Raw genomic sequence first — 11,104 nt, 5'->3', positions numbered from 1 at the left:
GGACCGAAAGCTACCTGATCGCCGCCGCCTTCACCACGCTGACCTTCCTCGTCCGCCTGCTGGTCCTGGTGCTGACGCTGCCGCTGTTCCTGCTCGCGGCCTTCGTTGGCTTGGTCGATGGGCTGGTGCGGCGCGACATCCGCAGGTTCGGTGCTGGGCGGGAGTCCGGCTTCGTCTACCACCGGGCGAAGGCGGCGCTGATGCCTCTGGCAGTGCTGCCGTGGGTGATCTACCTGGCATTGCCGGTATCCCTGCATCCGCTGCTGGTCCTGCTGCCGGGGGCGATGCTGCTTGGGCTGGCCGTGAACATTACCGCGAGCAGTTTCAAGAAGTACCTGTAGGACAAGTTTCTTCGGTGGAAACCGATGCAAATAATTGCCAGAGCTTCACCTCGAAGCCGAACCGGTTGTCGCCGCCGCAGGCGTTGTGTCTACAAAGATGTGCATCAAGCGAATGACATGGCCTGCGCCCCCCTGAGCTAAGTCGCCCAAATGCGCTGAAAGTGCTTCGGCATGTGCTTCTAGGTCACGCAACTGCGCCGTTTCACCATAGGTTGCGCGCATGCGTGCATCAATGCCTTTCACAATCGCAGCGGTGGGCAAACTCAACACGTAGCCGAGCATCATTCCCCAGTGATGGCCGGCGGCGTATTGCCCCGTGACAAATCGATTCACCCCTTGTGTCACGTAGCGCTGGTTTAGCCCAGACTCTCCATATCCTACTCGTTTGCATTCGACGGCCAGATAGGCCTCTTCATCCCCGAACTGATGCAAGAAGCGAAGAATTATGTCAATCCGTCCAAGAACCTCGGGATCATCGTTGCTCAGATCCAGCAGTTCAAACTCACCCATGATCTCGAGATTGGACAGGCCGAGATCCTTTTTCAGACGCCGCATCGCCTTCTTCACGTGGATCGTGATCGGAACCTCGAGCATCCCGGGCTGCAGCAACGGCCGAGCGGCGGCAACACTACTACATAGAAGATCGACAACTGTGGCGATTTGATCTTCGGACAGATCGAAAGAGGGGCGCCCTATCGGTAGGTCAGGAGACAGTCGCATGAAGCCCCTTGATCCAGTGGTCCGCCAAGATGGCATCTCCATCGTTGAGACCTGCTGTCCGTGTCCAGTAACGCACCTCAGAGGGTTTCAGAATGAAAAGCGCGTTCTCGTCGTAAATTCGGAGCACCCGCCGCTCGTTGAGGTACGGAGGAACGTCCGAATTGACTTGCCCACGGAAGATCGCCGCGAGACGCGCGACCTCTTTTTCGCTTCCTTGATGCACACACGGTGTTCCGGACGGGGCGCCGGCCACCATAGCGAACCTGACAGCATCCACGCCAGGTCTCCCATCGATGGCATTGCTGGTGGAGACACGCCGCGGGTAGATGACGGCTTCCAAATGCCGCTTGCCACGGGCACGCAGATAGGCGTTGACTGTCCGAACCACTTCGCTGGCGTAGGCCGCCAGATCGTCAGAGGAAGGGCGTGCAATGAGCATCAGTCGCTGTGCGCGGCTTTCAAACAACAGGGCGCGGGCGCGCCGAACCCCGTCGCTCACAATCACGATCTCATCAGGTTCCAGGTCATAGAGTTCGCATACAGCGTGATCCAGAGCTGCAATTCGCTCCAAATCACCGGGCTCCTCCGCAGCGGCAGCTTCAGCGGACAGCACAGCCTCAATCAGGTCGGCGTCGACTTCGCCCAAATTCGGCACTCGCAGCGCAAGCAGATCGTTTGGCTCAACAGTGGGGCGTTCCAGGCCCCAAGTGCTTCCACCAAAAGCCAGTTGGAAAGCGGTTACGCTTGAATTCAGAATGGCCGACAGTACCTTCGCTGCTGCGAGTTCTTTGTCAACGAACGAAATTCCATAGAAATTCTTGTTGTAGAGAACGCTCTCAGCACTCACTGACGCGCTGTACCTTCCCGGTTCAACTGCCGCTGCAAAATTTCCCTTCGGACAAAGAAGCAAGGGCCCTTTAAAAATTGAAGGATTGCGTGTCCGGTGTAGTGACTGATGCTCGAAACGTTTCAGCGAATGGGAAGGGATTCGAAGGGGACGATAGTCGTCTGGAGTTACGACCCCAAGCAAGTAATAGCTGTTAGGGGGGGAGTTGATATCTCCACCATCCACCTGGAAGCCTTGTCCTCTTGAGTCAAGACGAGCACTTACCAATACCTGCTCGAGCGTTAGAAATGTACGCTCTAGCTTCTCGATCAGCCAGCCATCCCGCGCTGTGCCAAATGCCGCCGCCTTGAGCATTGCGGGCGCGCGCAACACACGCTCCAACGGCATGCTTTTCAGTTCGCCAGGACCGACATGAAAAACGCCATTGCGCTTGAAGTCAGGTGTCCACGGAATCGAACCTACCAATAGGCGATCCTCACGTTCTACCAATGCACAGCGGCCGAAGAACAACAGGGCCGGTCCAGTCGCATCCGGGAATAGCCCATCCTTACGCAATGCGGAGAGATTTACCAATGCAACGGGGTGGAAGGTACGCAGAAGCGCTTCGCGCGCCTGGATCGCATGAACGTCCTTCGAGAAGAACGGCGATGCCTTCATGATCATCCCGATGCGTCCTGTGTTACCCGCCAAGCGTGATGCGACCCACAAGAATTCCTGGTCAGGACTGCGACGTGGCCGATTGGTCCGAATGTCGTCGGACTTGCGCTTGCGTGAAGCGGTCGCCTTCTTCACAAAGGTCCATGGAGGGTTGCCCACGACCGCATCGAATGGCCGATCTACGACCAAAGCCGGCAGATCGTCATGAACGGTATCGGCCTCAAAGAGCGTGACACCGATCAGATGATCGAACTTCAAATCCAGAATATCCTGAACTGGCTCCTCATCAAGCTCCAGCGCAGCGAGGTATAGGCTGAAAGCCGCAATACCCAGTGCGGATCTATTGATGTCGATCCCGTAGAGCTGCTTGTAGAGCACTTCTCGCACTACGGAGCGGCTCGCGGTTTTCCCTTGGGTCCGCTTCCAGACCAATCTCCGGAAAGCCTCGACCAAGAAGGCCCCTGAGCCGCATGTTGGATCGATCACGCGTGCCTTTGCAGGAAGCGCCTCAAATACCGGATCAAGCGTCAAGTGGACAAGTTCGACGGGCGTGTAATGCAGTCCCTGAGTATGTGCTTCATCCGCAGCACTCGACCGCGCGAACTGCTGGTAGATCGAGCTGACAAGATCAACGGGTATGGCGTCGAAACGAAAACGGAACAATCGACCTTGGCCCGATAGCAGGCTGCGCCCTTCAACGAAGTCACGAAGCAGTTCGAGATGCGCGTCGCCCAACCGCTGGTGCTCGGCACCTGGATCATCCATCGGGAACAGATCCCCGTTGAAGGTACTGCGCAACCAACGAAACAACGCAAATGCCGAATCAATCGTTGCGAACATGCCTGCCACGTCCGGCGAAAACTCCTTCGGCAAAAACGGCTGCGCAATACCGCGATCCACTAGGTATGACGTGAAGATGCAGCGGCCAATCAGGCGCTGAGCAAAGTCACGAGAAGCCTGTGTCTCCTCTTTGTCATCAGACTGCGGCTGGCCGTTGGCTGGGGCAAGAGCGGTCAACTGCTCCTCAAGCGCATTGATCTCATCGAGCAACTGGCGATCCACCCGATTCCGACGATCAATGCGCTTTCCAATGGCACTGGACCAGAACGCTCCGGTTTCGGTGGCGTAGCGCCCACACATGGCGTCCAAGGACCGCAACCTGCCTTCTGACTGCAAGGGAAACACGTCCAGCGGTTCGGTCGCAATCTGCTGCGGGCTTTCTTTCGCTGGCGATGAATAGCAGTCGTACAGGCGCACGTCCGTAGGTGTGATGATCCACAGCAACGGCGCGACGCCAACGTTCCAGGCGGCCTCATGCCATCGGGCGATCTGATGCTCGGAAGGAGCCTCGTCGCCGGCATCCATGAAAATCGCCGTCGGCACATTCTGAGCAGAAAAGACCGCATCCGCCTGCAACCCCACACGGCGGTCCGAAAGAATGGCGCGAAGGCGGGACCCGGCGTCTTCACCGGCACGGGCCAGTCCCGGCGCCGGTTTGCCATCGTGCAAGAGGTAACCGGTTGCAGTGAGTGCCTTAGTAAACGCTACGCTACCCATGTCTGCGGCGTCTGGTAGTGTCATTCACTGCGGTATCTGCCGTCACACCCAAAGCGGGAAACAGTTGGAACTGACCGGGCACCACGGGTTTGGGGAGAGAAAAACTGTCCGAAAGCTGCTGCAGATGGGGGTCTAGCCGCAACATGATGCAATCGTCAATGACTGAGTCGGCATCGCGCGGATCGATTACGACCCATCGTTCGCCCCCATATAGAACCAAGGACTTGCCCCACAGTGACAAAAAAGACGTGCGAGCCAAGCCCGCTCTCATGGCGGAAAATAAATCGCGATGTGCGTGTAATTCCAGCTTGAAACGATCCCGCAGCACGACCGCAATCCGCAACAGCAATATCGTCTGCCACGAGTAGCGCGCCGGCGAGCCATGTCCTTTGGGCCTCACGTCGGGAAGAATCAATGCGCGACGGCTCGTCCACTCGCGGAGTTGCTCAGTCGAGAGGCCGGTGAGCCGTGTTGCGTCGCGCGTCGTGACGAGTTGCATTCTGGAAGATGTCTCTTGAAGGAAGATCGGGTGGCGAACCCGATCTTCTCACAAAATCGGGTGTGTTACCCGATTTTTCTGACGTCCTGATCGTCGCCCGCATCCTAGCCAGTCCAGCGAAAAAGGCGCTTGCTCACAGAGTCACCACATCGGTCACGGCCGAACGCATGGATGCCTCAACCAGAGCGGTTGCCGCACCGCTCGCGGCATACATCCCATCAATCCGGTCACCCTTTGATTCCCATTCACTACAGCGCTTGCCAAGCGTCTGCCGCAGCATCACCGCTGTTCTCTGACCGGGGAATGACACGATGGGACAAACCAACCGCCGCGCATCCGCATGGCCTTCGCTGGCCTTGCTGTTGGCCGTGTCGCTCTCGCCCCTGCAACTCGCGATCGCCGACGACACTGCGGAGCGTGAGCAACTGGCCGCGCTCACCCGCCAGCTCAACCTGATCGACCACCTCGCCGAGCACGCCGCCGGTACCGCTCCACAGGCGCGCGCCCGTTACCACTTCGACTACGCCCGCCTGCACCAGGACATCGAGCGCATCCGCCAGGGCCTCCACGATTACCTGACACCCCTGCGCGCCCAGCCGCGCGATCCGATCGAACTACTCGGCGACTTCCGCCAGCCTGACCGCCCCTCCGACGAGGAGGGGAGCCAATGAACGCCGCCCAGATCAGCGCCTTCCAGGCCAACGGCGGCTTCGCGCCCTCGGTCGTCGCCACTGTCGTGCTCAGCCTCGTGTTCGCCGTCCTGCTGCTGTGGGGCGTGTGGGCCATGCGCACCGCCTACACGGGCTGGGCCGAGCAACACCTCTCGCAACGCCAGTTCCTGGGTGTCGTCGTGCGCTTCGTCGCGATGTACCTGGTGCTTACCTATTTCCTGCTGTCCTGACCACCATGAAGGGCCCGACCGCCATGAAGAACCATCCGAATTCCCATCGCTTCGCCTCCTCCATCCTCGCGCCGCTGGCATTGCTGGGCCTGCCGCTGTCGGCCATGGCGCAGGGCCTGCCGACCATCGAGGACCCGTCGCGTGGCACGGGCAGCGGCATCATGCAGACGCTGCAGAACTACGGCTACGACATCGTGCTGCTGATCGCACTGCTCGTGGTCGCGTCGATGTTCGTGGGCGTGTGCTACCACGCCTACACGCGCTATTCGGAGATCCACACCGGCCGCGCCACCTGGGGCCAGTTCGGTCTGACGGTGGCCGTGGGCGCGATCCTGCTGGTGGTGGGCATCTGGCTGCTCACCAAGGCCACGGGCGTGCTGTAAGGGCCGATTGGTGATGGCCGCTTCGAACGATACCGCACACGACGGACTGGTGACCTTCCTGCCGCACCGGCTGAACCGCCAGCCGGTCGTGGTGCGGGGCCTGACCGCCGACGAACTGTGGATCTGCGCCGGGTTGTCCGCCGTGGCGGGGTTCGTCGTCGGCGTGCCGCTGGCCTGGGCCACGCACAGCATCGCCATGGTACCCACGGTGGTCGTGGCCGGGGTCGCGCTGGGTGTCTTTGCCGGCGGCGGTTTCCTGCGCCGCCAGAAGCGCGGCCGGCCCGACACCTGGCTGTACCGGCAACTGCAGTGGCGTCTGGCGCTGAGGCATCCGCTGATGGCGTCCTGGCTTGGGGAGCACGGTCTCATCACCCGCTCGGGCCGTTGGACGACGCGCAGGACCACCCGGCGCTCTCGCGGACGAGGTGCGGCATGAGCCGATTCAGGAACGAAGTCCTCCACCTGCAGGCGCACGTGCGCACGTTGCGTATGGCCGCCGGCGCGCTGTTCGTGGTGGCGCTGCTGCTCGGCTTCGGCTGGTGGAGTGCGCCCAAGCAGCTCACCATCCACGTGCCGCCGGACCTGCGTTCGGGCAGCACCCGCAAGTGGTGGGACGTGCCGCCCGAGAGCGTCTATACGTTCGCGTTCTACGTGTGGCAACAGGTGCAGCGCTGGCCCACGAACGGCGAGGAGGACTATGCGCGCAACCTGCACGCGCTGTCGGCCTACATCACGCCCGCCTGCCAGGTCTTCCTGCGCCAGGACTACGAGCATCGTCGCCGCAGCGGCGAACTGCGCCAGCGGGTGCGCGGCATCTACGAGATTCCGGGGCGCGGCTACGGCGACAACCCCACCGCGCGGGTGACGACGGTTTCGAGCCGCGACTGGATCGTGACGCTCGACGTGAGCACCGACGAGTATCACGGTGGCGAACAGGTCAAGCGTGCGACGGTGCGCTATCCGCTGAAGGTGGTCCGCCAGGACGTCGATCCCCAGCGCAACCCCTTCGGCCTGGCGCTCGATTGCTATGCCGGCGCGCCGCAGCGCATCGAGGCACCACCGCTGGAGCAATCGCCGGCCGCCACGCCCGGCGGGGGCGCTGGTTTCCCGCGTGGAGGCAACCCATGAAACGTCTCGTCCTCACCGTCGCGGCCGGCCTGCTGGTGAGCCTTGGCCCGGTGCCGTCCGCTCATTCCATCGAGATCCTGCGCTGGGAGCGCCTGCCGCTGGCCGTGCCGCTGGTGGTCGGCCAGGAGCGCGTGGTCTTCATCGACCGCAACGTGCGCGTTGGCCTGCCCGCGAGCCTGGGTGATCGCCTGCGCGTGCAGAGCGCGGGCGGCGCAATCTACCTGCGGGCGAGCGAACCCATCGCACCGACGCGGCTGGAACTGCAGGACGTGGAATCCGGCGCCATCATGCTGGTGGACATCGCCGCCGAAGACGCGAGGGACGGCGAGTCGCCGTTGGAGCCGGTGCGCATCGTCTCTGTGGATGCGGCCACCGGACACGGACGTGCCGCAGGTGCGAACGACCCGACGCAGACGGCACAGCCCGCCGCACGCCGCCAGACGCCGGTGCCCGTCATCCTGACCCGCTACGCGGCGCAGAACCTCTACGCGCCGCTGCGCACGGTCGAGCCCGTCGCCGGCATCGGGCGCGTGAACCTGCGACGCGAGATCGCCCTGGACACGCTGCTGCCCGCGCTGCCGGTCCGGGCCCGCGCCCTGGCGGCGTGGCGACTGGAGGATCAGTGGGTCACCGCAGTGCGCCTGACCAATACCTCGTCCCGCTGGCTCAAACTCGATCCGCGGGCGCTGCAGGGCGACTTCGTGGCGGCGACGTTCCAGCACCCTGACCTGGGGCCAGCGGGCGATTCGACCGACACCAGCGTGGTCTATCTGGTCACCCGGGGCCGAGGCCTGGCCGAATCGCTGCTGCCGGCGCTGAGTCGGATCGATGCCGGCATGAACCTGCCGCCGGCCGCTGCGGCCGGGAGGGGCTCCCATGACAAGTAACCCGCTCCTGAAGTGGCTGCTGATCCCGATGGCACTGCTGCTGGTGTTCGTCGGGGTCAAGCTGTTCTCCGGTGGCGACACGACGCCGGGCGCGCCGGACGCCGCCGGCCATCTCACGCCCGAGGAGATGAAGGCGCTGGGCATCGCGGGCGACACGGCGCGCGATACCGTCGCCACGCTGGTCGCACAGGTCAGGCAGCTGCGCGCCGAGTTGCAGACCGCGCTGGGCGACAACCGCCAGCACAGGGCCGAGAACGAGCGCCTGCGCGCCCGCGAGGGGGCGATCGACCAGCGCATCCAGAGCGCCCTCGACAGCGAACGTCGCCGGCTGGAGCAGGAGCGCAGCCAGGCCGCCAGTGACCGGCAGCAGACGCAGGGACTGATGCAGGAACTGCAACGGCGCCTGGACGGCCTGTCCGCCAAGGGCGATGCCTCCGACCTGCCGATTGGCCTGGGCCTTGGCGAGGACGATGGCCTGCGGTTCGGCAAGGACGACATCCGCTGGATCGAACCGGACGATGCCCCGCACGACAGCAAGGGCGGCGCCTCCGGCACGCTGCTGCCCAGCTTCCCCAGCAGCTTCGGTCCGGCCGAATCGGCGCCGCCGACGGCCGCCGTCGCCGCTGGTGACAAGGCCGCACGGGCGGCGGGAAGCACGACCGAGGCCGTCTATACCGTGCCCGCGAACGCCACGCTGATGGGCTCGGTCGCGATGACCGCGCTGATCGGCCGTGTCCCCATCGACGGGACTGTCAACGACCCGTATCCCTTCAAGGTGTTGATCGGTGCCGACAATCTCACCGCGAACGGCATCGAGATTCCCGACGTGGCCGGCGCCGTCGTCAGCGGCACGGCCTCGGGCGACTGGACGCTCTCGTGCGTGCGCGGGCAAATCCGCTCGGTCACGTTCGTGTTCCAGGACGGCACCATCCGCACGGTGCCCGAGGACGACGGCCGCCGCAGCCAGCACAGCACCAGCCTGCAGGACGGCCTGGGGTGGATCAGCGACCCCTACGGCATCCCCTGCGTCTCGGGCGAGCGGCGCAGCAACGCCCAGCAGTATCTCGGTTCGCAGGCCCTGATCACCGCGGCCGGCGCGGGCGCGGCCTCGCTCATCCAGTCCGACAACGGCAGCGTGGCCGTGGTCTCCAACAGCAACGGTTCGCTGGGCACGGTCGGCATCAGCGGCAATGAGGCCATGGGCCGCATCCTCGCCGGCGGCGTGCGCGACATGGCCGACTGGGTGAACAAGCTCTACGGACAAGCCTTCGCGGCGGTCTACGTGCAGCCCGGCGCCCGGGTGGCCGTGCATCTGGAGCAGCCGATCGCCATCGACTACGACGCCAAGGGGCGTCGTGTGAACCACCAACTAGGAGAAGCGCATGCGCCCGACCTGGATTGACCGGCGGATGGTCTTGCTTGTCGTCATCGCCTCGATCGCCCTCGGCGGCTGCGCGACCCATTCGGAGAAGCTGCTGCCGCGTGGCGAGCGCACCATGCTCGACATCTGGCAGCACGAGACCGGGGGCGGCCCGGGCAATCAGGCCGGCCGCCAGTTGCTCGATGCGCGCCAGAGCCTGCGCCGGCCGCTCACCGAGGCCGACGCGCGGGCGACGACCGCCCTGAACACGGCCTACACCCGCAGCGCCGCCAACGAGATCCATCGCCAGTTCCACCGGCTGCCGAACCCCGACCTGGTGATGTACGTCTTTCCACACCTGGCCGGCACCGAACCGGTGCCCGTGCCCGGCTACAGCACGGTGTTTCCGCTCTACCAGCGGGTGCAGTATGCGATGCCCGGCGAGCGCGTTGAAGAGTACTGACAACGCGTTCTGAGGGGCCGTGAAGGCGCAGCAAGTTCATGCCCGCCATCTGCGCGCCCCATCCAATAGTGCGCAATCTGAAGGCTTGAAACCGGCCGGTAGGAGAACCCCAGTATTCTGGAAGGGATCCAACGCGACTTTAGCGGGTAGAACGGGACAGCCACTTCCTTTCAAAGTCGCTAGCAGCGAGTGGCCGCCCGAAATGATAACCCTGGGCAAGCTGGCATCCCAGCGTGAGAAGCGCATCGACCTGATCGGCATCTTCAACCCCTTCCGCCAGGGTTTCCAACTCCATGCTTCTACCCATCGCGATTATGGTGCTGACGATGGCGTAATCGTTGCGATCGGTCAGCATGTCGCGCACGAAGGAGATGTCGATCTTCAGTTTGTTTACCGGGAAGCGCTTGAGGTAGGAAAGCGAAGAATAACCCGTACCGAAATCGTCAATGGAAAGCCCGAATCCGGCGTCGGCGAGCGCCCGGGTGATGTCGACGGCCCGTTCCGGGTCGCGCATCATGCCACTTTCCGTGAGTTCCAGTTCGATGTGGTGCGCGGCGACGTGGTTTTCGCGGGCGATGGAGAGCATCCGCTCGACAAAATCGTCATCGTCGAACTGGCGGGCCGCCACATTGACCGCCACCTTGCCGGGTACGGGGCAGTCGTGCTCGTGCCAATACCGCACCTGGCGGCAAGCTTCATGGAGTGCCCATTCGCCGAGGGAGCCGATCAGACCACGTTCCTCTGCGACGGGAATGAAGTCCGCCGGCGCAACCAGCCCCCACTCCGCATCCTGCCAGCGGGCCAGCGCCTCGGCACCAACCAGCCTGCCGCTCGGCAGGTGAATTTGGGGCTGATAGTGAAGTTGCAATCCGCCGTTGCCCAGCGCCCCTTCCAGGCGTTTGGCGATGGCGAGTTGCCGGGTGAGGTCCTCGCCCATCTTGGCGCGGTAGAAGCGAAATCCACCGCCATTGCCCTTGGCGCGGTACATGGCGATATCTGCGTGCTTGAGCAGGTCTTCGGTGGATCGTCCGTCCTCTGGAAAGATCGCGATACCGATGCTGGCAGACACAATGAAGCTCTGGCCGTTGATCGGGATAGGTGAGGCAAGGGTACGCCTGATGCGTTCGGCAATGCGGGTGGCTGTATCAGCAGAGTCGGCGGCGATGATTACGAACTCGTCGCCGGAGAGCCGCGCCAGGGTTTCCTCGGCACGCAAGGACCGTTTCAGGAGGCGCGCCACTTCCACAAGCACCCGGTCGCCAGCGTCGTGCCCCAGGGTATCGTTGATCTCCTTGAAACGGTCGAGATCGAGGAACAGCAGCGACAGCTGCTGGCCGCGCCGCTCGGCCGCAGCCAATTCG

Annotated in this window: 13 protein-coding genes; 9 read left to right on the top strand and 4 right to left on the bottom strand. The window is 63.4% G+C overall.

What is annotated here, in order from left to right; all coding sequences use genetic code 11:
• A partial coding sequence (locus GPA21_RS16385; protein WP_168989196.1) for a TIGR03747 family integrating conjugative element membrane protein occupies window positions 1-341 on the top strand: 341 nt, incomplete at its 5' end.
• A 45-nt stretch (window positions 342-386) separates the two neighbouring features.
• On the opposite strand, the gene GPA21_RS16380 is transcribed toward GPA21_RS16385, so the two are convergent.
• The 3 genes from GPA21_RS16380 to GPA21_RS16370 form a co-directional block, all read right to left on the bottom strand.
• On the bottom strand, window positions 387-935 hold the full coding sequence (locus tag GPA21_RS16380) for a hypothetical protein (RefSeq protein ID WP_211163653.1): 549 nt from the start codon (window positions 933-935) through the stop codon (window positions 387-389).
• A 109-nt stretch (window positions 936-1,044) separates the two neighbouring features.
• Window positions 1,045-4,146, bottom strand: coding sequence for an HsdM family class I SAM-dependent methyltransferase (locus GPA21_RS16375; RefSeq protein ID WP_211163652.1), 3,102 nt, complete (start codon window positions 4,144-4,146; stop codon window positions 1,045-1,047).
• Entirely contained in the window at window positions 4,115-4,621 is a 507-nt protein-coding gene (locus GPA21_RS16370; protein WP_168989194.1) for a hypothetical protein, read from the bottom strand. The genes GPA21_RS16375 and GPA21_RS16370 overlap by 32 nt, the downstream gene beginning before the upstream one ends.
• A 311-nt stretch (window positions 4,622-4,932) precedes the next feature.
• On the opposite strand from GPA21_RS16370, the gene GPA21_RS16365 reads away from it, so the two are divergent.
• The 8 genes from GPA21_RS16365 to GPA21_RS16330 are packed head-to-tail and all read left to right on the top strand — an operon-like array spanning window position 4,933 to window position 9,743.
• Entirely contained in the window at window positions 4,933-5,292 is a 360-nt protein-coding gene (locus GPA21_RS16365; RefSeq protein ID WP_168989193.1) for an integrative conjugative element protein, RAQPRD family, read from the top strand.
• Window positions 5,289-5,522 carry a TIGR03758 family integrating conjugative element protein gene (locus tag GPA21_RS16360; protein ID WP_168989192.1) on the top strand — a complete coding sequence of 78 codons (234 nt, stop codon included), beginning with the start codon at window positions 5,289-5,291 and terminating at the stop codon, window positions 5,520-5,522. Before GPA21_RS16365 ends, GPA21_RS16360 begins: the two co-directional genes overlap by 4 nt.
• A gap of 5 nt (window positions 5,523-5,527) precedes the next feature.
• On the top strand, window positions 5,528-5,905 hold the full coding sequence (locus GPA21_RS16355; RefSeq protein WP_425483704.1) for a TIGR03745 family integrating conjugative element membrane protein: 378 nt from the start codon (window positions 5,528-5,530) through the stop codon (window positions 5,903-5,905).
• Between the two features lie 13 nt (window positions 5,906-5,918).
• On the top strand, window positions 5,919-6,341 hold the full coding sequence (locus GPA21_RS16350) for a TIGR03750 family conjugal transfer protein (protein ID WP_168989191.1): 423 nt from the start codon (window positions 5,919-5,921) through the stop codon (window positions 6,339-6,341).
• The gene (locus GPA21_RS16345; protein ID WP_168989190.1) at window positions 6,338-7,033 is read left to right on the top strand and encodes a PFL_4703 family integrating conjugative element protein; all 696 of its coding nucleotides are present in this window, start codon (window positions 6,338-6,340) and stop codon (window positions 7,031-7,033) included. The genes GPA21_RS16350 and GPA21_RS16345 overlap by 4 nt, the downstream gene beginning before the upstream one ends.
• Entirely contained in the window at window positions 7,030-7,920 is an 891-nt protein-coding gene (locus GPA21_RS16340; protein ID WP_168989189.1) for a TIGR03749 family integrating conjugative element protein, read from the top strand. Before GPA21_RS16345 ends, GPA21_RS16340 begins: the two co-directional genes overlap by 4 nt.
• On the top strand, window positions 7,910-9,322 hold the full coding sequence (locus GPA21_RS16335) for a TIGR03752 family integrating conjugative element protein (RefSeq protein WP_168989188.1): 1,413 nt from the start codon (window positions 7,910-7,912) through the stop codon (window positions 9,320-9,322). The genes GPA21_RS16340 and GPA21_RS16335 overlap by 11 nt, the downstream gene beginning before the upstream one ends.
• Window positions 9,303-9,743, top strand: a complete 441-nt coding sequence (locus GPA21_RS16330) for a TIGR03751 family conjugal transfer lipoprotein (RefSeq protein ID WP_168989187.1) — start codon at window positions 9,303-9,305, stop codon at window positions 9,741-9,743. Before GPA21_RS16335 ends, GPA21_RS16330 begins: the two co-directional genes overlap by 20 nt.
• 139 nt (window positions 9,744-9,882) lie before the next feature.
• On the opposite strand, the gene GPA21_RS16325 is transcribed toward GPA21_RS16330, so the two are convergent.
• A complete protein-coding gene (locus GPA21_RS16325) occupies window positions 9,883-11,100 on the bottom strand; it encodes a putative bifunctional diguanylate cyclase/phosphodiesterase (protein WP_246262018.1) in 1,218 nt (405 codons plus the stop codon).
• Between the last annotated feature and the right edge of the window lie 4 nt (window positions 11,101-11,104).

The sequence above is a fragment of the Azoarcus taiwanensis genome (assembly GCF_012910885.1).
Taxonomy (GTDB): Bacteria; Pseudomonadota; Gammaproteobacteria; order Burkholderiales; family Rhodocyclaceae; genus Azoarcus_F; species Azoarcus_F taiwanensis.
The sequence above is the reverse complement of the archived record's forward strand: the minus strand, read 5'-3'. Positions and strand labels throughout refer to the sequence as shown.

Excerpts from the sequence above, each read along its gene's own strand:
- GPA21_RS16380 (WP_211163653.1), bottom strand. The coding sequence starts at position 935 with ATGCTCGAGGTTCCGATCACGATCCACGTGAAGAAGGCGATGCGGCGT.
- GPA21_RS16375 (WP_211163652.1), bottom strand. The coding sequence starts at position 4,146 with ATGACACTACCAGACGCCGCAGACATGGGTAGCGTAGCGTTTACTAAG.
- GPA21_RS16370 (WP_168989194.1), bottom strand. The coding sequence starts at position 4,621 with ATGCAACTCGTCACGACGCGCGACGCAACACGGCTCACCGGCCTCTCG.
- GPA21_RS16365 (WP_168989193.1), top strand. The coding sequence starts at position 4,933 with ATGGGACAAACCAACCGCCGCGCATCCGCATGGCCTTCGCTGGCCTTG.
- GPA21_RS16360 (WP_168989192.1), top strand. The coding sequence starts at position 5,289 with ATGAACGCCGCCCAGATCAGCGCCTTCCAGGCCAACGGCGGCTTCGCG.
- GPA21_RS16355 (WP_425483704.1), top strand. The coding sequence starts at position 5,528 with ATGAAGGGCCCGACCGCCATGAAGAACCATCCGAATTCCCATCGCTTC.
- GPA21_RS16350 (WP_168989191.1), top strand. The coding sequence starts at position 5,919 with ATGGCCGCTTCGAACGATACCGCACACGACGGACTGGTGACCTTCCTG.
- GPA21_RS16345 (WP_168989190.1), top strand. The coding sequence starts at position 6,338 with ATGAGCCGATTCAGGAACGAAGTCCTCCACCTGCAGGCGCACGTGCGC.
- GPA21_RS16340 (WP_168989189.1), top strand. The coding sequence starts at position 7,030 with ATGAAACGTCTCGTCCTCACCGTCGCGGCCGGCCTGCTGGTGAGCCTT.
- GPA21_RS16335 (WP_168989188.1), top strand. The coding sequence starts at position 7,910 with ATGACAAGTAACCCGCTCCTGAAGTGGCTGCTGATCCCGATGGCACTG.
- GPA21_RS16330 (WP_168989187.1), top strand. The coding sequence starts at position 9,303 with ATGCGCCCGACCTGGATTGACCGGCGGATGGTCTTGCTTGTCGTCATC.